27 protein-coding genes are annotated in these 16,672 nt (G+C 64.3%); all 27 read left to right on the forward strand.

Annotation, left to right across the window (positions count from 1 at the left end):
* Positions 1–411 precede the first annotated feature (411 nt).
* The 27 genes from rpsL to ACSSVZ_RS11315 all read left to right on the forward strand — a co-directional run bounded on the left by rpsL (position 412) and on the right by ACSSVZ_RS11315 (position 16,520).
* Complete coding sequence (gene rpsL / locus ACSSVZ_RS11185) at positions 412–783, forward strand: 30S ribosomal protein S12 (protein WP_018701463.1); 372 nt, start codon at positions 412–414, stop codon at positions 781–783.
* 66 nt (positions 784–849) lie between these two features.
* Positions 850–1,320 carry a 30S ribosomal protein S7 gene (gene rpsG / locus ACSSVZ_RS11190; RefSeq protein WP_453961121.1) on the forward strand — a complete coding sequence of 157 codons (471 nt, stop codon included), beginning with the start codon at positions 850–852 and terminating at the stop codon, positions 1,318–1,320.
* 27 nt (positions 1,321–1,347) lie between these two features.
* The gene (gene fusA / locus ACSSVZ_RS11195) at positions 1,348–3,423 is read left to right on the forward strand and encodes an elongation factor G (protein WP_453970026.1); all 2,076 of its coding nucleotides are present in this window, start codon (positions 1,348–1,350) and stop codon (positions 3,421–3,423) included.
* Positions 3,424–3,482: 59 nt separating this feature from the next.
* On the forward strand, positions 3,483–4,673 hold the full coding sequence (tuf, locus tag ACSSVZ_RS11200) for an elongation factor Tu (RefSeq protein WP_453970006.1): 1,191 nt from the start codon (positions 3,483–3,485) through the stop codon (positions 4,671–4,673).
* A gap of 86 nt (positions 4,674–4,759) precedes the next feature.
* Positions 4,760–5,068, forward strand: a complete 309-nt coding sequence (gene rpsJ, locus ACSSVZ_RS11205; RefSeq protein ID WP_367198076.1) for a 30S ribosomal protein S10 — start codon at positions 4,760–4,762, stop codon at positions 5,066–5,068.
* A gap of 34 nt (positions 5,069–5,102) precedes the next feature.
* Positions 5,103–5,888, forward strand: a complete 786-nt coding sequence (gene rplC / locus ACSSVZ_RS11210) for a 50S ribosomal protein L3 (protein ID WP_453970027.1) — start codon at positions 5,103–5,105, stop codon at positions 5,886–5,888.
* On the forward strand, positions 5,888–6,508 hold the full coding sequence (gene rplD, locus ACSSVZ_RS11215) for a 50S ribosomal protein L4 (RefSeq protein ID WP_453970028.1): 621 nt from the start codon (positions 5,888–5,890) through the stop codon (positions 6,506–6,508). The genes rplC and rplD overlap by 1 nt, the downstream gene beginning before the upstream one ends.
* Positions 6,505–6,798, forward strand: coding sequence for a 50S ribosomal protein L23 (locus ACSSVZ_RS11220; RefSeq protein ID WP_453961129.1), 294 nt, complete (start codon positions 6,505–6,507; stop codon positions 6,796–6,798). The genes rplD and ACSSVZ_RS11220 overlap by 4 nt, the downstream gene beginning before the upstream one ends.
* Positions 6,799–6,817: 19 nt before the next feature.
* Entirely contained in the window at positions 6,818–7,651 is an 834-nt protein-coding gene (gene rplB / locus ACSSVZ_RS11225; protein WP_453970029.1) for a 50S ribosomal protein L2, read from the forward strand.
* Between the two features lie 12 nt (positions 7,652–7,663).
* Positions 7,664–7,942, forward strand: coding sequence for a 30S ribosomal protein S19 (gene rpsS / locus ACSSVZ_RS11230; protein ID WP_453970030.1), 279 nt, complete (start codon positions 7,664–7,666; stop codon positions 7,940–7,942).
* Between the two features lie 2 nt (positions 7,943–7,944).
* Positions 7,945–8,325 (forward strand): 50S ribosomal protein L22, encoded by a 381-nt coding sequence (gene rplV / locus ACSSVZ_RS11235; RefSeq protein ID WP_453961134.1) that lies wholly within the window; start codon positions 7,945–7,947, stop codon positions 8,323–8,325.
* Positions 8,325–9,038 (forward strand): 30S ribosomal protein S3, encoded by a 714-nt coding sequence (gene rpsC, locus ACSSVZ_RS11240; RefSeq protein WP_453970032.1) that lies wholly within the window; start codon positions 8,325–8,327, stop codon positions 9,036–9,038. Before rplV ends, rpsC begins: the two co-directional genes overlap by 1 nt.
* A gap of 36 nt (positions 9,039–9,074) precedes the next feature.
* Positions 9,075–9,488, forward strand: coding sequence for a 50S ribosomal protein L16 (gene rplP / locus ACSSVZ_RS11245; protein ID WP_453961138.1), 414 nt, complete (start codon positions 9,075–9,077; stop codon positions 9,486–9,488).
* Positions 9,489–9,515: 27 nt separating this feature from the next.
* Positions 9,516–9,716: a 50S ribosomal protein L29 gene (rpmC, locus tag ACSSVZ_RS11250; protein WP_453970034.1), complete on the forward strand. Its 201-nt coding sequence runs from the start codon at positions 9,516–9,518 to the stop codon at positions 9,714–9,716.
* A gap of 16 nt (positions 9,717–9,732) precedes the next feature.
* Positions 9,733–9,993, forward strand: coding sequence for a 30S ribosomal protein S17 (gene rpsQ, locus ACSSVZ_RS11255; protein ID WP_453970036.1), 261 nt, complete (start codon positions 9,733–9,735; stop codon positions 9,991–9,993).
* Between the two features lie 67 nt (positions 9,994–10,060).
* Complete coding sequence (gene rplN / locus ACSSVZ_RS11260; protein ID WP_453970037.1) at positions 10,061–10,429, forward strand: 50S ribosomal protein L14; 369 nt, start codon at positions 10,061–10,063, stop codon at positions 10,427–10,429.
* On the forward strand, positions 10,429–10,746 hold the full coding sequence (gene rplX, locus ACSSVZ_RS11265; RefSeq protein WP_453970039.1) for a 50S ribosomal protein L24: 318 nt from the start codon (positions 10,429–10,431) through the stop codon (positions 10,744–10,746). The genes rplN and rplX overlap by 1 nt, the downstream gene beginning before the upstream one ends.
* The gene (gene rplE / locus ACSSVZ_RS11270) at positions 10,739–11,305 is read left to right on the forward strand and encodes a 50S ribosomal protein L5 (RefSeq protein WP_453970040.1); all 567 of its coding nucleotides are present in this window, start codon (positions 10,739–10,741) and stop codon (positions 11,303–11,305) included. The genes rplX and rplE overlap by 8 nt, the downstream gene beginning before the upstream one ends.
* Positions 11,306–11,329: 24 nt before the next feature.
* A complete protein-coding gene (rpsN, locus tag ACSSVZ_RS11275; RefSeq protein ID WP_453961149.1) occupies positions 11,330–11,635 on the forward strand; it encodes a 30S ribosomal protein S14 in 306 nt (101 codons plus the stop codon).
* A 12-nt stretch (positions 11,636–11,647) separates the two neighbouring features.
* On the forward strand, positions 11,648–12,046 hold the full coding sequence (rpsH, locus tag ACSSVZ_RS11280; RefSeq protein WP_453961151.1) for a 30S ribosomal protein S8: 399 nt from the start codon (positions 11,648–11,650) through the stop codon (positions 12,044–12,046).
* A gap of 50 nt (positions 12,047–12,096) precedes the next feature.
* Positions 12,097–12,630 carry a 50S ribosomal protein L6 gene (gene rplF / locus ACSSVZ_RS11285; protein WP_453970042.1) on the forward strand — a complete coding sequence of 178 codons (534 nt, stop codon included), beginning with the start codon at positions 12,097–12,099 and terminating at the stop codon, positions 12,628–12,630.
* A gap of 11 nt (positions 12,631–12,641) precedes the next feature.
* A complete protein-coding gene (gene rplR / locus ACSSVZ_RS11290) occupies positions 12,642–13,004 on the forward strand; it encodes a 50S ribosomal protein L18 (protein ID WP_453970044.1) in 363 nt (120 codons plus the stop codon).
* 33 nt (positions 13,005–13,037) lie between these two features.
* Complete coding sequence (gene rpsE, locus ACSSVZ_RS11295; RefSeq protein WP_453961155.1) at positions 13,038–13,592, forward strand: 30S ribosomal protein S5; 555 nt, start codon at positions 13,038–13,040, stop codon at positions 13,590–13,592.
* Between the two features lie 170 nt (positions 13,593–13,762).
* On the forward strand, positions 13,763–14,008 hold the full coding sequence (gene rpmD / locus ACSSVZ_RS11300; RefSeq protein ID WP_453970428.1) for a 50S ribosomal protein L30: 246 nt from the start codon (positions 13,763–13,765) through the stop codon (positions 14,006–14,008).
* Positions 14,009–14,083: 75 nt separating this feature from the next.
* Positions 14,084–14,560 (forward strand): 50S ribosomal protein L15, encoded by a 477-nt coding sequence (rplO, locus tag ACSSVZ_RS11305; protein ID WP_453970046.1) that lies wholly within the window; start codon positions 14,084–14,086, stop codon positions 14,558–14,560.
* 50 nt (positions 14,561–14,610) lie between these two features.
* Positions 14,611–15,942, forward strand: coding sequence for a preprotein translocase subunit SecY (gene secY / locus ACSSVZ_RS11310; RefSeq protein ID WP_453970048.1), 1,332 nt, complete (start codon positions 14,611–14,613; stop codon positions 15,940–15,942).
* Positions 15,939–16,520 (forward strand): adenylate kinase, encoded by a 582-nt coding sequence (locus tag ACSSVZ_RS11315; RefSeq protein WP_453970050.1) that lies wholly within the window; start codon positions 15,939–15,941, stop codon positions 16,518–16,520. The genes secY and ACSSVZ_RS11315 overlap by 4 nt, the downstream gene beginning before the upstream one ends.
* Positions 16,521–16,672 lie beyond the last annotated feature (152 nt).

Genomic DNA, 16,672 nt, shown 5'->3' on the forward strand with positions numbered 1-16,672 from the left:
GTTTCGGCGGCACGCGCGCCTGCTGTGCAGAATCCGGGGCCTTGATCCCCTTCGCCGGCTTCGTCGGCCCGCCGGCTGCTCCCGGCACCGGGAAAGCGCGACAAACGGCGCCATTTCGGCGGAGGAGGGGTTGACTGCCCCCGCCGAAGTGACTAGGTATCGCGCACTCCACGGCAGGCGGTAAGCCTTTTCCTTTCTTGCGGTCGACGCGAGAACATCGGCTTAAACGCTGTCGGGTCCATGAGCGACACAAAGCTCGGTACCATGACTAGCCAGTCACACGCTGGGTAGTCCTCTGGATGCGCGCGCCGTCCGCACCTCGTGAGAGCGAGTGGCGGGGCCGGCGTTTTTGTTGTCATGGCCGGACGTGGACGAGAGTTCTCGGGTTCGGGCACAACGGAACGGATAAGTATGCCGACCATCAACCAGTTGATCCGCAAGCCTCGTAAGGCGCCGACCAAGCGCAACAAGGTTCCGGCGATGGAAGCGTGCCCGCAGAAGCGTGGCGTCTGCACGCGCGTCTACACGACGACGCCGAAGAAGCCGAACTCCGCACTGCGTAAGGTCGCGAAGGTTCGCCTGACCAACCAGTACGAAGTCATCGGGTACATCCCGGGCGAGGGCCATAACCTGCAGGAGCATTCGGTCGTGATGATCCGCGGCGGCCGCGTCAAGGATCTTCCGGGCGTGCGCTACCACATCCTGCGCGGTGTTCTCGACACGCAGGGCGTCAAGGATCGCAAGCAGCGCCGGTCGAAGTACGGCGCCAAGCGGCCTAAGTAAGGTTTTCTGCCCCGGCGCGACGAGCGCGGCCGGGGAGAGCACAGGGTTTCGGAGAGAGACTGGGACATGTCACGTCGTCATAGCGCGGAAAAGCGCGAGATCATGCCGGACCCCAAGTACGGCGACATCGTGATCACCAAGTTCATGAACTCGGTGATGTACGACGGCAAGAAGTCGGCCGCCGAGGGCATCGTGTACGGCGCCCTCGACGTGATCGAGGGCAAGACCCGCCAGGATCCGGTGGGCGTGTTCCACGAGGCCCTGAACAACGTCATGCCGACGGTCGAAGTCCGGTCGCGGCGTGTCGGTGGCGCCACCTACCAGGTGCCGGTCGAGGTTCGCCCCGAGCGCCGTCAGGCGCTGGCGATCCGCTGGCTGATCACCGCTGCGCGCAAGCGTAACGACAAGACCATGGTCGACCGCCTGTCGGGCGAGCTGCTCGATGCGTCGAACAACCGTGGCACTGCAGTCAAAAAGCGCGAAGACACGCACAAGATGGCCGAGGCCAACCGCGCGTTCTCGCACTACCGCTGGTAATCGGTCGAAGTCAGGAAGGCGCGCGTCATGTCTCGCACCCACAAGATGGAAGACTACCGTAATTTCGGCATCATGGCCCACATCGATGCCGGGAAGACGACGACGACCGAGCGGATTCTGTTCTACACGGGTCGCAGCCACAAGATTGGCGAAGTCCATGACGGCGCCGCGACGATGGACTGGATGGAGCAGGAGCAGGAGCGCGGCATCACGATCACGTCCGCCGCGACGACCGCTTACTGGCAGGACAAGCGCCTGAACATCATCGACACGCCCGGCCACGTCGACTTCACCATCGAGGTCGAGCGCTCGCTGCGCGTCCTCGACGGTGCGATCGCGCTTCTCGACGCCAATGCGGGTGTCGAGCCGCAGACCGAGACCGTGTGGCGCCAGGCCGACAAGTACGCCGTGCCGCGGATGATGTTCGTCAACAAGATGGACAAGATCGGCGCCGACTTCTTCCGGTGCATCAAGATGATCGAGGACCGCCTCGGTGCGATTCCGCTCGTCATGCAGCTGCCGATCGGCGCCGAGAACGATTTCGCCGGCGTCATCGACTTGCTCGAGATGCAGGCGATCGTCTGGGAAGACGAGAGCCTCGGCGCGAAGTTCAACCGCCAGGACATCCCGGCCGATCTCCTCGATCAGGCGAAGGAATATCGCGAGAAGCTCATCGAGGTTGCCGTCGAAGCCGACGACGACGCGATGGAGGCGTACCTGAACGGTGAAGAGCCGGACGTGGAGACCCTCAAGAAGGTCATCCGCAAGGGCACGATCGCCAACGCCTACGTTCCGATCTTCTGCGGTTCGGCCTTCAAGAACAAGGGCGTGCAGCCGCTCCTCGACGCCGTCGTGGATTATCTGCCGAGCCCGATCGACGTGGAATCGATCAAGGGCATCGACGTGAAGACGGGCGAAGACGTGAAGCGCCGGTCCTCCGACGAGGCGCCGCTGGCGATGCTCGCCTTCAAGGTGATGAACGACCCGTTCGTGGGCACGCTCACCTTCTGCCGGATCTACTCGGGCAAGCTCGAGCAGGGCGCGAACGTCCTGAACACGGTGAAGGAAAAGCGCGAGCGCGTCGGCCGGATGCTGCAGATGCATTCGAACCATCGCGACGAGATCAAGGAAGCCTTCGCGGGCGACATCGTGGCGCTGGCCGGTCTCAAGGAGACCACCACCGGCGACACCCTGTCGGATCCGAGCGCGCCGGTGATCCTGGAGCGCATGGAGTTCCCCGAGCCGGTCATCGAGATCGCCATCGAGCCGAAGACCAAGTCGGACCAGGAGAAGATGGGCCTCGCGCTCAACCGCCTGGCCGCCGAGGACCCGTCCTTCCGCGTCAAGACCGACGAGGAATCCGGCCAGACGATCATCGCCGGCATGGGCGAGCTTCATCTCGACATCCTCGTCGACCGCATGAAGCGCGAGTTCAAGGTCGAGGCGAACATCGGTGCGCCGCAGGTGGCCTACCGCGAGACGATCACGAAGCTGACCGAGATCGACTACACGCATAAGAAGCAGACCGGCGGTACCGGCCAGTTCGCCCGCGTGAAGATCGTCATCGAGCCGAGCGAGCCGGGTTCGGGCTTCTCGTTCGAATCGAAGGTCGTCGGCGGATCGGTGCCGAAGGAATACGTCCCCGGCGTCCAGAAGGGCATCGCCAGCGTGATGACCTCGGGCCCGATCGCCGGCTTCCCGATGGTCGACATCAAGGCCGAGCTGATCGACGGCGCCTACCATGACGTGGACTCCAGCGTGCTGGCGTTCGAAATCGCTTCGCGGGCCGCGTTCCGCGAAGCCATCCAGAAGGCCGGACCGAAGCTGCTCGAGCCGATCATGAAGGTCGAAGTCGTCACCCCGGAAGAGTTCGCCGGCACGGTGATGGGCGATCTGAATTCCCGGCGCGGGCAGATCCAGGGCACCGAGTCGCGCGGCATCGCTGCCGTCGTCAACGCCTTCGTGCCGCTTGCGAATATGTTCGGGTACGTCTCGAACCTGCGGTCGATGACCCAGGGCCGGGCCCAGTACACGATGCAGTTCGACCACTATGAACAGGTTCCTCAGAACGTCGCCGACGAGGTTCAGGCGAAGTTCGCCTGATCGAAGCGCCTTTCTTGAAGATCCGGTTGCAACAGATTTAGACCGAACGGAGTACGCCGATGGCGAAGGAAAAGTTTGCTCGCACGAAGCCGCACGTGAACATTGGAACGATCGGTCACGTTGACCACGGCAAGACGTCTCTGACGGCGGCGATCACCAAGGTTCTGGCCGAGACGGGCGGGGCGACGTACAAGGCGTACGATCAGATCGACGCGGCACCGGAAGAGAAGGCGCGCGGCATCACGATCTCGACGGCGCACGTCGAGTACGAGACGGAGAACCGTCACTACGCGCACGTCGACTGCCCGGGCCATGCCGACTACGTGAAGAACATGATCACGGGTGCGGCGCAGATGGACGGCGCGATCCTGGTGTGTTCGGCCGCCGACGGCCCGATGCCGCAGACCCGCGAGCACATCCTGCTCGCCCGTCAGGTCGGCGTTCCGGCGATCGTGGTGTTCCTGAACAAGTGCGACATGGTCGACGACGAGGAGCTGCTGGAGCTCGTCGAGCTCGAGGTTCGTGAGCTGCTGTCGTCCTACGACTTCCCGGGCGACGACATTCCGATCGTGAAGGGATCCGCGCTGGTGGCGCTCGAGAATGGCGACGCCAAGCTCGGCCACGACGCGATCCTTGAGCTGATGAAGGAAGTGGACGCCTACATCCCGACGCCCGAGCGTCCGATCGACGGCGCCTTCCTGATGCCGATCGAGGACGTGTTCTCGATCTCCGGCCGCGGCACCGTGGTGACCGGCCGCGTCGAGCGCGGCATCGTGAAGGTGGGCGAGGAAGTCGAGATCGTCGGCATCACCGACACCAAGAAGACCACGGTGACCGGCGTCGAGATGTTCCGCAAGCTGCTGGACCAGGGCCAGGCTGGCGACAACATCGGCGCGCTTCTGCGCGGCATCGACCGCGAGAACGTCGAGCGCGGCCAGGTGCTGTGCAAGCCGGGCTCGGTGACGCCGCACAAGAAGTTCAAGGCCGAGGCGTACATCCTGACGAAGGAAGAAGGCGGCCGTCACACGCCGTTCTTCACCAACTACCGGCCGCAGTTCTACTTCCGCACGACGGACGTGACCGGCGTTGTGACGCTGCCGGAGGGCACCGAGATGGTGATGCCGGGCGACAACGTGGAGATCAACGTCGAGCTGATCGTGCCGATCGCGATGGAAGAGAAGCTGCGCTTCGCCATCCGCGAAGGCGGCCGCACCGTGGGCGCCGGCGTCGTCGCCGCCATCCTCGAGTAGACCAAGCAATTTCCTTGCGGGCGCGCCGCATGTTGGTGGCGCGCCCGCTTCATTTCCCGATGCCGGGCTAACAGGCGCGAAAGATTATGAACGGCCAGAACATTCGCATCCGTTTGAAAGCGTTCGATCACCGGGTGCTCGATTCTTCCACCAAGGAGATCGTGCACACCGCGAAGCGGACGGGCGCCCAGGTGCGCGGCCCGGTGCCGCTTCCCACCCGGATCGAGAAATATACGGTCAACCGCTCGCCGCACATCGACAAGAAGAGCCGGGAGCAGTTCGAAATCCGCACACACAAGCGGCTTTTGGACATCATCGATCCCACCCCGCAGACGGTCGACGCTTTGATGAAGCTCGACCTGGCTGCCGGTGTGGATGTCGAGATCAAGCTCTAAGCGACGACGAGCCAGAGGGACGAGAGGCGCGGCTATGCGCTCTGCAGTAATTGCTCAGAAGGTCGGGATGACCCGGATCTACACGGAGGCAGGTGAACACTTGCCCGTCACCGTGTTGCGGGTGGAGTCGTGCCAGGTTGTGGCACACCGGACCGAAGAAAAAGACGGCTACACCGCTCTCCAGCTCGGTGCGGGCTTCGCCAAGGCGAAGAACACGACCCGGGCGATGCGGGGGCACTTTGCGGTGGCCAAAGTGGAACCGAAGCGGACAGTGGTGGAGTGCCGGGTCTCCCCGGACAACGTCATTGCCGTGGGTGCCGAGTTGACTGCCGACCACTTCGTGGCCGGACAGTTCGTCGACGTCAGCGGGACGTCGATCGGTAAGGGCTTCGCCGGCGCGATGAAGCGGCACAACTTCGGTGGTCTCCGGGCCACCCATGGTGTCTCGCTGTCGCACCGCTCGCACGGCTCCACCGGTCAGAATCAGGATCCGGGTCGCGTCTTCAAGAACAAGAAGATGGCCGGTCACATGGGCGATGTCCGCGTGACCACCCAGAACCTGAAGGTCGTCCGCACGGATGTCGAACGCGGCCTCATCATGGTGCAGGGCGCGGTGCCCGGCGCCAAGGGTGGCTGGATCCTGATCCGCGACGCCGTCAAGAAGAAACTGCCGGACGAGGTTCCGACCCCGGGCGCATTCCGCCTGCCGTCCGACCTCGATGGCGCTGAGACCGAAGCGGCGGTTCCGCCGGCTGAGGTGATCGACGCCGCTCCGGCCGAGACCGGTGCCGAAGACACCGCGGGCAAGGAGAACGGGTGATGGATTTCGACGTCAAGACGCTCGAGGGCGGGACGGACGGAACGATCTCCGTTTCCGACGCGATCTTCGGCCTGGAGCCGCGCCAGGATCTGGTGCAGCGGGTCGTTCGCTGGCAGCTCGCCAAGCGGCAGTCCGGCACGCACAAGGCGAAGAACCGCTCCGAGATCACCACCTCGGGCAAGAAGATGTACAAGCAGAAGGGCACCGGTCGTGCCCGCCACTCCGACAAGGGTGCGCCTCAGTTCCGCGGCGGCGGCAAGGCCTTCGGGCCGGTCCCGCGCAGCCATGCCCACGACCTTCCCAAGAAGGTCCGGGTGCTCGGCCTGAAGCATGCGCTGTCGGCAAAGGCGCGTGACGGCAAGATCGTGGTGATCTCGTCGGCGACGGCAGACGAAGCCAAGACCAAGATCCTGCGTGAGAAGCTGGCCGGCATCGGCCTAGTCAATGCGCTGGTGGTCGATGGCCCGGAGCGGAACGAGGCGTTCACGAAGGCGGCTAAGAACATTCCGCACCTCGATCTGATCGCGGTCGCCGGCATCAACGTCTACGACATCCTGCGCCGGGACACGCTGGTCCTGACGAAGGCGGCCGTCGAGAGCCTCGAGGAGCGTTTCAAATGACGGACCTTAAGCATTTCGACGTGATCCGCAGCCCGATCATCACCGAGAAGTCGACCATGCTCTCCGAGCACAACCAGGTCGTCTTCCGGGTGGCGCGCACGGCGACGAAGCCGCAGATCAAGGCGGCGGTCGAAGCCCTGTTCAAGGTCAAGGTGACCGGGGTCAATACCCAGATTCGCAAGGGCAAGACCAAGCGCTTCAAGGGCATCATCGGACATCAGTCCGACGTGAAGCGCGCGATCGTGACGCTGGCCGAAGGCCAGTCGATCGACGTGTCGACCGGCCTCTGAGACGGGAAGGGCAAACGTTATGGCATTGAAGACCTACCGTCCCACCTCCCCGGGCCAGCGCCAGCTCGTCATCGTCGAGCGGTCGGCCCTGTGGAAGGGCAAGCCGGTCAAGACCCTGACCGAGGGCCTGACGAAGTCGGGCGGCCGCAACAATGCGGGCCGCAAGACGTCGCGTCACCGCGGTGGCGGCCACAAGCGGACCTACCGCGTGGTCGACTTCAAGCGGCAGAAGTTCGACATTCCGGCGACGGTTCAGCGCCTCGAGTACGACCCCAACCGGTCGGCCTTCCTGGCTCTGATCAAGTACGAGGATGGCGAGCTCGCCTACATCCTGGCGCCGCAGCGCCTGGGCGAAGGCGACACGGTGATCGCCGGCCAGCAGGTCGACGTGAAGCCGGGCAACGCGATGCCGATCCAGTCGATCCCGGTCGGGACGATCGTGCACAACGTCGAGCTGAAGCCGAAGAAGGGTGGACAGCTGGCCCGTTCGGCTGGCAACTACGCCCAGATCGTCGGTCGCGACCAGGGTTACACGGTCATCCGGCTCTCCTCCGGCGAACAGCGCCGGGTGCTGGGCACGGTGATGGCGACCGTCGGTGCGGTGTCGAACCCGGACCATTCGAATATCAACCTGTCTAAGGCGGGCCGCTCACGCTGGCTTGGCCGCCGCCCGCAGACGCGTGGCGTGGCCATGAACCCGGTCGACCATCCGCACGGTGGTGGTGAAGGTCGCACGTCGGGCGGCCGTCATCCGGTCACCCCGTGGGGCAAGCCGACCAAGGGCAAGCGTACGCGGCACAACAAGGCGACGGACAAGTATATCGTCCGGAGCCGTCACGCCCGTAAGAAGTAAGAGGACGAGATCGTGGCGCGCTCTGTATGGAAAGGCCCCTTCGTTGACGGCTACCTTCTGAAGAAGGCGGACAAGTCGCGTTCTTCGGGCCGTAACGAAGTGATCAAGATCTGGTCGCGTCGGTCGACCATTTTGCCTCAGTTCGTGGGCCTGACATTCGGGGTCTACAACGGGCAGAAGCACATTCCGGTCCTGGTGAGCGAGGACATGGTGGGTCACAAGTTCGGCGAGTTCTCGCCGAGCCGGACCTACTATGGCCACGGGGCCGACAAGAAGGCGAAGAGGAAATAACGATGGGCAAGCCCTCCCGGGAACGGGTGCTCGGCGAAACCGAGGCGCGTGCAGTCGTGCGACGGCTCAAGGTCAGCCCTCAGAAGCTGAACCTCGTCGCGCAGCTGATCCGTGGCAAGAAGGCCGCGACCGCGCTCGCCGATCTGGAATTTTCGCGCAAGCGGATCGCCAAGGACGTGCGCAAGGCGCTGGAGTCCGCGATCGCGAACGCCGAGAACAACCACGACCTCGACGTCGATGCGCTGATCGTGTCGGAAGCCTATGTCGGCAAGGCGCTGGTGATGAAGCGGTTTCATGCTCGCGGACGTGGTCGCGCGGGTCGGGTCGAGAAGACCTTTTCGCACCTGACCATCGTCGTGCGTGAAGTCGAGGAGGCTGCCTGATGGGTAATAAAGTCAATCCGATCGGCCTGCGTCTCGGCATCAACCGGACCTGGGATTCGCGCTGGTTCGCCGATCGCGCCGACTACGGAATGCTGCTGCACGAGGATCTGAAGATCCGCAACTTCCTGCTGAAGGAACTGAAGCAGGCTGCGGTGTCGAAGATCGTCATCGAGCGGCCCCACAAGAAGTGCCGTGTCACCCTCCACTCGGCCCGTCCGGGGGTGGTGATCGGCAAGAAGGGCGCCGACATCGATCGTCTGCGCAAGAAGATCGGCGAGATGACCGCCTCGGAAGTGCACATCAACATCGTTGAAGTGCGCAAGCCCGAGATCGACGCGACCCTCGTCGCCATGTCGATCGCCCAGCAGCTCGAGCGGCGCGTCGCGTTCCGCCGGGCGATGAAGCGGGCGGTCCAGTCGGCGATGCGGCTTGGCGCGGAAGGCATCCGGATCAACTGCGGTGGCCGTCTCGGCGGGGCGGAAATCGCCCGGACGGAATGGTATCGCGAAGGTCGGGTTCCGCTGCACACGCTGCGCGCGGACATCGACTATGGAACGGCCACGGCCAAGACGGCTTACGGCACCTGCGGCGTGAAGGTCTGGATCTTCAAGGGCGAGATCCTGGAGCACGATCCGATGGCGTCCGAACGCCGGCTGACCGAAGCCGCCGAGAGTGGCGGTGGTGGCGGCGGTCGTCGTCGCAACGACGGCTGATCCGCCGGCGGTTTTTGAGAGCACGAGAGCAGACAGATGCTGCAACCGAAACGAACCAAATTCCGCAAGCAGCACAAGGGCCGCATTCACGGCACGGCTAAGGGCGGAACGTCTCTGAACTTCGGTGCCTTCGGGCTGAAGGCTCAGGAACCCGAGCGCGTGACGGCGCGGCAGATCGAGGCGGCTCGCCGCGCGATCACCCGCCACATGAAGCGCCAGGGCCGGGTGTGGATCCGGATCTTCCCGGACGTGCCGGTGTCGCAGAAGCCGACCGAAGTGCGCATGGGTAAGGGTAAGGGTTCGCCGGAATACTGGGCGGCGCGGGTTCATCCGGGCCGGATCATGTTCGAGATCGACGGCGTGGCCGAAGACATCGCGCGCGAAGCGCTGCGGCTCGGTGCGGCAAAGCTGCCGATCAAGACGCGTTTCGTGCAGCGCATCGCCGAATAGCGGCGCAAGGCGCGAGGAGAATTGGGCATGAAGGCCTCGGACGTTAAGGCGAAGACCGCCGACGAGTTGCTGGACCAACTGGCCAAGCTGAAGAAGGAGCAGTTCAATCTGCGCTTCCAGCGGGCGACTGGCCAGCTTGAGAACACCGCGCGGGTTCGGCAGGTGCGCCGTGACATCGCCCGGATCAAGACGGTCCTTGGCGAGCGCCGCAAGGCGCCGGCGAGCTGACGGGAAAGACAAGAAGATGCCGAAACGAGTTATGCGGGGCGTCGTCGTTAGCGACAAGAACGACAAGACCGTCGTGGTGCGGGTTGAGCGTCGGTTCACCCATCCGCTCCTGAAGAAGACGGTCCGTCGCACGAAGCGCTACCACGCGCACGACGAGTTGAACGCCTTCAAGACGGGCGACCTGGTCGTGATCGAAGAGACGCGGCCGCTGTCGAAGAACAAGCGGTGGGCTGTGATTGGCGCTTTGACGCCTGCGGGCGAAGTCGTCACGGACTGACCTCGGGTCAGGCGGACGAAGTTGGCCAATTGGGCGCGGCGAATAGAGAGAAAATAGGCGGCGAAGCATGATTCAGATGCAGACCAACCTGGACGTGGCCGACAATTCCGGTGCGCGCCGTGTCATGTGCATCAAGGTGCTCGGCGGCTCGAAGCGGAAGTACGCTTCGGTCGGCGACATCATCGTCGTCTCCGTGAAGGAGGCGAGCCCGCGCGGTCGCGTGAAGAAGGGCGACGTCATGAAGGCGGTCGTCGTGCGCACGGCGAAGGACATCCGCCGCGCTGACGGAAGCGTGATCCGGTTCGACCGCAATGCGGCCGTCCTGATCAACAACAACAAGGAGCCGGTGGGCACGCGTATTTTCGGGCCGGTCCCGCGCGAGCTTCGGGCACGCAATCACATGAAGATCATTTCGCTCGCGCCGGAGGTGCTGTAATGGCCGCGCGCATCAAGAAGGGCGACTCCGTCGTGGTGATCGCCGGACGGGACAAGGGCAAGACCGGTGAGGTCGTCCGCGTTCTGCCCAAGGACAATCGCGCTGTCGTGCGCGGCGTCAATGTGGTGCAGAAGCACCAGAAACAGACGCCGGCGCAGGAAGGCGGGATCATCGCCAAGGAAGCGTCGATCCACCTGTCCAACATCTCGCACGCCGATCCGACCGACGGCAAGGCGACGCGAGTGGGCTTCCGGATCGAGAAGGATGGCACGAAGGTTCGCTTCGCCAAGCGCTCTGGAGACAAGATCGATGGCTGAGGCTCTCGAAGCGGCGGTTGAGCCGCGCACGAAGACGATCTACCGCGAGCAGGTTCGCGCCGTTCTGCAGGAGAAGTTCAACTACACGAACTCCATGCAGGTGCCGCGGCTCGACAAGGTGGTGATCAACATGGGAATCGGCGAAGCTGTCGCCGATTCCAAGAAGGTCCAGTCGGCGGTCAACGATCTGACGAAGATCGCGGGCCAGAAGCCGGTGATCACCAAGGCGAAGAACTCCATCGCGGGCTTCAAGCTGCGCGAGGAAATGCCGATCGGCTGCAAGGTCACCCTGCGCCGTGGGCACATGTACGAGTTCATCGACCGTCTGGTGACGATCGCGATGCCGCGCATCCGGGATTTTCGGGGCCTCAACCCGAAGAGCTTCGATGGGCGCGGCAACTTCGCGATGGGCCTGAAGGAGCACATCGTGTTCCCGGAGATCGAGTACGACAAGGTCGACCAGATCTGGGGCATGGACATTATCGTCTGCACGACGGCGCAAACGGATGACGAGGCGCGCGAGCTGCTGCGCGCTCTGAATTTCCCGTTCCGTACGTGACGGACGGAGCAAGGGACGAACGAGATGGCCAAAAAAGGTAAGATCGAGAACAACCAGAAGCGCATCCGGCTTGCCAAGCAGCTGGCCGGAAAGCGTGAGCGGTTGAAGACGATCGCGCGCGACCAGTCGCTCTCGATGGAAGAGCGGTTCGAGGCGCAGCTGAAGCTCGCCGAGATGCCGCGGAACTCCGCGCCGAGCCGCGTCGTCAACCGTTGCGAGATCACCGGCCGTCCGCGTGCCTACTATCGTAAGCTCAAGATGTCGCGCGTGGCGCTGCGCGAGCTTGGCGGCCAGGGTCAGATCCCGGGCCTCGTGAAGTCGAGCTGGTAAGGAGACGCCCCGATGGCGATGACCGATCCCCTGGGGGACATGATCACGCGCATTCGCAATGCGGCGATGCGCAAGAAGAACAGCCTTCAGACGCCGGGTTCGAGCCTGCGGATGAACGTGCTCGAGGTCCTTCAGAGCGAGGGCTATATCCGTGGCTACACCGTCACGGAACGCGAGAACGGTCGTTCGGAGATCGACATCGAGCTGAAGTATTTCGATGGGGAGCCGGCGATCAAGAAGATCGAACGGATCTCGAAGCCGGGACGTCGGGTCTATTCGTCCGTGGCAACGCTGCCGCGGGTCGCGAATGGTCTGGGCGTGTCCATTCTGTCCACGTCGCAGGGCGTCATGAGCGATCATGTGGCGCGTGAGCGTAACCTGGGCGGGGAGATCCTCTGCCAGGTCTTCTGACCGGTCGTTGACCGCGGAAGGCGAAGGGCGAGATCTCGAGGAGTTGTGGGATGTCACGTGTAGGTAAGAAGCCGGTCCCGATGCCGAAGGGCGTCACGGCGAAGATTGACGGCCAGACCGTCACCGTGAAAGGTCCGAAGGGCGAGCTGTCGTTCACGGTTCCGGACGTGGTCACGGTGTCCGAAGGCGAAGACGGCGTGAGCGTGATGCCGGTCGACGGCAGCAAGCGGGCGCGGTCGATGTGGGGTCTGTCCCGCTCGATGGTGGCGAACCTGGTGCAGGGCGTCACCGACGGGTTCGAGCGTCGGCTCGAGATCGCCGGCGTCGGCTATCGCGCGTCGATCCAGGGCAAGAACCTCCAGCTGGCACTCGGCTTTTCGCACGAAGTGCTCTATCCGATCCCGGATGGCATTCAGATCCAGTGTCCGAAGCCGACCGAGATCGTCATTGCGGGTATCGAGAAGCAGCGCGTCGGGCAGGTTGCCGCGGAGATCCGCGATTACCGGCCGCCGGAGCCCTACAAGGGCAAGGGCGTGAAGTACGCGGGCGAGCAGATCATCCGCAAAGAAGGCAAGAAGAAGTAAGGACGACGACGATGGCCAAGGGTCTGAGCCGGACGAACCGCCGTACGATGCGGGTTCGTCGTACTATCCGGGCGGTTGCCAACGGGCGGCCTCGGCTGAGCGTTTTTCGGTCGTCCAAGCACATCTACGTGCAGGTGATCGACGACGCCGCCGGCGGCACCGTCGCCGCGGCATCGACGCTCGACAAGGACCTTCGCGGGTCCATCAAGACGGGCGCCGATACGGCGGCCGCTGCCGAGGTCGGGCGTCTGATCGCCGAGCGCGCCAAGAAGGCGGGCGTGACCAAGGTCGTGTTCGACCGCGGGGGCTACATCTATCACGGCCGGGTCAAGGCCCTGGCCGACGCCGCCCGCGAAGGCGGGCTGGATTTCTAGTTATCCGCGCAAGTCGGACCAACTGACGGAAGGATGAAGAACATGGCGCGGGATCGGGATGATCGCGACAGCGAGTTCGTCGACAAGCTCGTTCACATCAATCGCGTGGCGAAGGTGGTGAAGGGCGGTCGGCGGTTCGGCTTTGCTGCCCTCGTCGTCGTCGGCGATCAGAAGGGCCGGGTCGGATTCGGTCACGGCAAGGCGCGCGAAGTGCCGGAAGCGATCCGCAAGGCGACGGAAGCCGCCAAGCGGAGCATGATCCGGGTGCCGCTGCGCGAAGGCCGGACCCTGCACCACGACGTGAACGGGCGCTGGGGCGCCGGTCGCGTGGTGATGCGGGCCGCGCCGGCCGGTACCGGCATCATCGCCGGCGGTCCGATGCGCGCCGTGTTCGAGACGCTGGGCGTGCAGGACGTCGTCGCCAAGTCGCTGGGGTCGTCCAACCCCTACAACATGGTGCGCGCCGCGTTCGAGGGTCTGAAGACCGAGGACAGCCCGCGCTCCGTTGCCGCCCGTCGCGGCATGAAGGTCGCCGCGCTGCAGGCCCGCCGTCGCGACGTGGATGCGGACGCGACAGCGGACGCCTGAGGGCACCGTCAGGAATAGGGATCGCCGCAGGGCTGAGAAGCGCGGCATACGGTCCGTTGGAGAGTTGAATGGCAAAGGCACCGAAGACCACCGACGAGGCGGAAGCCGCCGAGGCAACGCCGAAGGCTGCGCCCGCTGCCGCCAAGAAGCCCGCGGCCAAGAAGCCTGCGGTGAAGAAGGCCGCGCCGAAGAAAGCCGCCGCCAACAAGGCTGCTCCGAAGGCGAAGAAGACGCCCGCCGGCGCGACCGTCACGGTCGAGCAGACGGGCAGCCCGATCCGCCGCCCCGCCGATCAGCGGGCGACGCTCGTTGGACTCGGCCTCAACAAGATGCACCGTCGCCGCACGCTGGAAGACACTCCGGCCGTGCGCGGCATGATTGCCAAGGTGAGCCACCTCGTTCGCGTCGTCGAATAGGGGCTCATAGGAACTGGATAGTGCGCGGTCGGCGGGCCATATGTGCCATGCCCAGGCGCGCTCAAGGAGACTGCCATGAAGCTGAATGAGATCAGCGACAAGCCCGGTGCCACGACGTCGCGCAAGCGCGTGGGCAGGGGCATCGGTTCTGGCATCGGCAAGACCGCGGGTCGCGGCGTCAAGGGTCAGAAGTCGCGTACGGGTGTTGCGATCAAGGGCTTCGAAGGCGGTCAGATGCCGTTGCATCGGCGTCTGCCGAAGCGCGGCTTCGTGAACATCTTCGCGAAGAAGTGGAACGAGGTCTGCGTCGGCCGCGTGCAGATCGCCATCGACGCCGGCAAGCTCGATCCGAAGGCGCCGATCGACATCGCCGCCCTCGTGGCGGCTGGCGTTTGCCGTCGCAAGCTCGACGGTGTCCGGCTGCTTTCCGACGGTGAACTGAAGGCTGGCGTCACCCTCGTGGTGGACGGAGCGTCGCAGGCTGCCATCAAGGCGGTTGAAAAAGCCGGCGGGAAGGTCGAGATCAAGTCGCGGGATAAAGCGTCGGCCTGAGGGCCTTCGCCTCCTTTCCGTCCGCGCCCTCTCTTGAACCGGAACGCTCCATGGTCTCGGCTGCCGAACAACTCGCGTCCAATCTGAATTTCTCCGCCTTCGCGAAGGCGGAGGAACTGAAGAAGCGGATCTGGTTCACCCTCGGCGCATTGATTGTCTACCGGGCCGGCACCTACGTCCCGCTTCCCGGCATCGACCCTGCCGCGTTGGCCCAGGCCTTCAACCAGGCGCAGTCCGGCCTGCTCGGCATGTTCAACATGTTCGCAGGCGGCGCCGTGGGCCGCATGGCGATCTTCGCCCTCGGCATCATGCCGTACATCTCCGCCTCGATCATCATTCAGCTCCTCACCACGGTCGTGCCGCGGCTCGAGGCGCTGAAGAAGGAAGGCGAGCAGGGCCGCAAGGTCATCAACCAGTACACCCGCTACGCCACGGTGGTGCTGGCGACGTTCCAGGCCTACGGAATCGCCGTCGGGCTGGAGGGCGCCGGATCGATCGTGACAGATCCAGGCTGGTTCTTCCGCGCGACGACGGTGGTGACGCTGGTCGGCGGCACCATGTTCCTGATGTGGCTCGGCGAGCAGATCACCGCACGCGGCGTCGGCAACGGCATCTCGCTGATCATCTTCTCCGGCATCGTCGCGGGCATTCCGACGGCGCTGGCCGGCATGCTGGAGCTTGGCCGCGAAGGTGCTCTGCCCACCGCGGTCATCCTGGGCGTGTTCGTCCTGGCCGCAGTCGTGATCGCCTTCATCGTCTACGTGGAGCGCGCCCAGAGGCGCCTCCTCATACAATATCCCAAGCGACAGGTCGGCAACCGGGTGTTCCAGGGCGAGTCCTCGCACCTGCCCTTGAAGCTGAACACGTCGGGCGTCATCCCGCCGATCTTCGCCTCGTCGCTGCTGCTGGTTCCTGCCACGCTCACGAGCTTTTCGAGCGGCCAGGGCGGTGGCTGGGTCACCACGATCACGACGCTGCTCGGCCACGGCCAGCCGCTGTTCATGGCGATCTATGCTGCGCTGATCATATTTTTCGCCTTCTTCTACACGGCGATCGTGTTCAATCCGGCCGACACGGCCGACAACCTGAAGAAACATGGCGGCTACGTCCCGGGCATCCGTCCCGGCGAACGCACCGCCGACTACATCGACTATGTGCTGACGCGGATCACGGCGGTCGGGGCGATCTATCTGGTGATCGTCTGTCTTCTGCCCGAATTCCTGATCTCGGCGTCGGCGTTGCCCTTCTACTTCGGCGGCACGTCGCTCCTGATCGTGGTGAGCGTGACGATGGATACCGTCGCGCAGGTCCAGGGACATCTGCTGGCGCACCAGTACGAAGGGCTCGTGAAGAAATCGAAGCTAAGGGGCAGGCGGCGATGAGACTGATCCTTCTGGGGCCTCCGGGGGCCGGTAAGGGAACCCAGGCCCAGAAGCTGGTCGAGCGACACCACATCGTTCAGCTTTCGACCGGTGACATGCTGCGCGCGGCCGTGAAGGCGGAAACGCCGGTGGGGCTCAAGGCCAAGGGACTCATGGACCGCGGCGAGCTCGTTCCGGACGACGTGGTCATCCAGATCGTCTCTGAACGCCTCGACGAGCCCGACTGCCGCAATGGCTTCATCCTCGATGGTTTTCCGCGTACCGTCCCCCAGGCGGAGGCGCTCGAGGATCTGCTGGAGCGCAAGCAGCTGCAGCTGGACATGGTCGTCGAGCTGGTCGTCGACGAGGCCGCGCTTCTCGAACGGGTCGAGAAGCGGGCAGCGGAGAGCGGTGACAACGTCCGTTCCGACGACAACGCCGACGCGCTGAAGAAACGACTTGATGTTTACCGGGCGCAGACAGCCCCCCTGGCAGAATTCTATAGCCGGAAGGGATTGTTGAAGCAGGTCAACGGGATGGCGCCCATCGAAGAGGTCTCGGCCGAGGTCGACCGGATCTTCGCGGGCGTATCGGGGTAGACGGCAACGTGGAGTGGCGGATGACGCCGCTTGACGGGACCGTTACCCATCCGCTACTAAGCCGGTCCAATCGGATATCCGTGATGGATCGGCGCCGGGAACCGGAAGGTGACCTGAGCGGCGGTCTTTTGCATTCGGCCCACCGATGCGGG

The organism is Amorphus sp. MBR-141, assembly GCF_053628695.1.

What these genes read in the sequence shown, in the direction of transcription:
- rpsL (WP_018701463.1), top strand. Translation starts at nt 412, where the DNA reads ATGCCGACCATCAACCAGTTGATCCGCAAGCCTCGTAAGGCGCCGACC.
- rpsG (WP_453961121.1), top strand. Translation starts at nt 850, where the DNA reads ATGTCACGTCGTCATAGCGCGGAAAAGCGCGAGATCATGCCGGACCCC.
- fusA (WP_453970026.1), top strand. Translation starts at nt 1,348, where the DNA reads ATGTCTCGCACCCACAAGATGGAAGACTACCGTAATTTCGGCATCATG.
- tuf (WP_453970006.1), top strand. Translation starts at nt 3,483, where the DNA reads ATGGCGAAGGAAAAGTTTGCTCGCACGAAGCCGCACGTGAACATTGGA.
- rpsJ (WP_367198076.1), top strand. Translation starts at nt 4,760, where the DNA reads ATGAACGGCCAGAACATTCGCATCCGTTTGAAAGCGTTCGATCACCGG.
- rplC (WP_453970027.1), top strand. Translation starts at nt 5,103, where the DNA reads ATGCGCTCTGCAGTAATTGCTCAGAAGGTCGGGATGACCCGGATCTAC.
- rplD (WP_453970028.1), top strand. Translation starts at nt 5,888, where the DNA reads ATGGATTTCGACGTCAAGACGCTCGAGGGCGGGACGGACGGAACGATC.
- ACSSVZ_RS11220 (WP_453961129.1), top strand. Translation starts at nt 6,505, where the DNA reads ATGACGGACCTTAAGCATTTCGACGTGATCCGCAGCCCGATCATCACC.
- rplB (WP_453970029.1), top strand. Translation starts at nt 6,818, where the DNA reads ATGGCATTGAAGACCTACCGTCCCACCTCCCCGGGCCAGCGCCAGCTC.
- rplV (WP_453961134.1), top strand. Translation starts at nt 7,945, where the DNA reads ATGGGCAAGCCCTCCCGGGAACGGGTGCTCGGCGAAACCGAGGCGCGT.
- rpsC (WP_453970032.1), top strand. Translation starts at nt 8,325, where the DNA reads ATGGGTAATAAAGTCAATCCGATCGGCCTGCGTCTCGGCATCAACCGG.
- rplP (WP_453961138.1), top strand. Translation starts at nt 9,075, where the DNA reads ATGCTGCAACCGAAACGAACCAAATTCCGCAAGCAGCACAAGGGCCGC.
- rpmC (WP_453970034.1), top strand. Translation starts at nt 9,516, where the DNA reads ATGAAGGCCTCGGACGTTAAGGCGAAGACCGCCGACGAGTTGCTGGAC.
- rpsQ (WP_453970036.1), top strand. Translation starts at nt 9,733, where the DNA reads ATGCCGAAACGAGTTATGCGGGGCGTCGTCGTTAGCGACAAGAACGAC.
- rplN (WP_453970037.1), top strand. Translation starts at nt 10,061, where the DNA reads ATGATTCAGATGCAGACCAACCTGGACGTGGCCGACAATTCCGGTGCG.
- rplX (WP_453970039.1), top strand. Translation starts at nt 10,429, where the DNA reads ATGGCCGCGCGCATCAAGAAGGGCGACTCCGTCGTGGTGATCGCCGGA.
- rplE (WP_453970040.1), top strand. Translation starts at nt 10,739, where the DNA reads ATGGCTGAGGCTCTCGAAGCGGCGGTTGAGCCGCGCACGAAGACGATC.
- rpsN (WP_453961149.1), top strand. Translation starts at nt 11,330, where the DNA reads ATGGCCAAAAAAGGTAAGATCGAGAACAACCAGAAGCGCATCCGGCTT.
- rpsH (WP_453961151.1), top strand. Translation starts at nt 11,648, where the DNA reads ATGGCGATGACCGATCCCCTGGGGGACATGATCACGCGCATTCGCAAT.
- rplF (WP_453970042.1), top strand. Translation starts at nt 12,097, where the DNA reads ATGTCACGTGTAGGTAAGAAGCCGGTCCCGATGCCGAAGGGCGTCACG.
- rplR (WP_453970044.1), top strand. Translation starts at nt 12,642, where the DNA reads ATGGCCAAGGGTCTGAGCCGGACGAACCGCCGTACGATGCGGGTTCGT.
- rpsE (WP_453961155.1), top strand. Translation starts at nt 13,038, where the DNA reads ATGAAGAACATGGCGCGGGATCGGGATGATCGCGACAGCGAGTTCGTC.
- rplO (WP_453970046.1), top strand. Translation starts at nt 14,084, where the DNA reads ATGAAGCTGAATGAGATCAGCGACAAGCCCGGTGCCACGACGTCGCGC.
- secY (WP_453970048.1), top strand. Translation starts at nt 14,611, where the DNA reads ATGGTCTCGGCTGCCGAACAACTCGCGTCCAATCTGAATTTCTCCGCC.
- ACSSVZ_RS11315 (WP_453970050.1), top strand. Translation starts at nt 15,939, where the DNA reads ATGAGACTGATCCTTCTGGGGCCTCCGGGGGCCGGTAAGGGAACCCAG.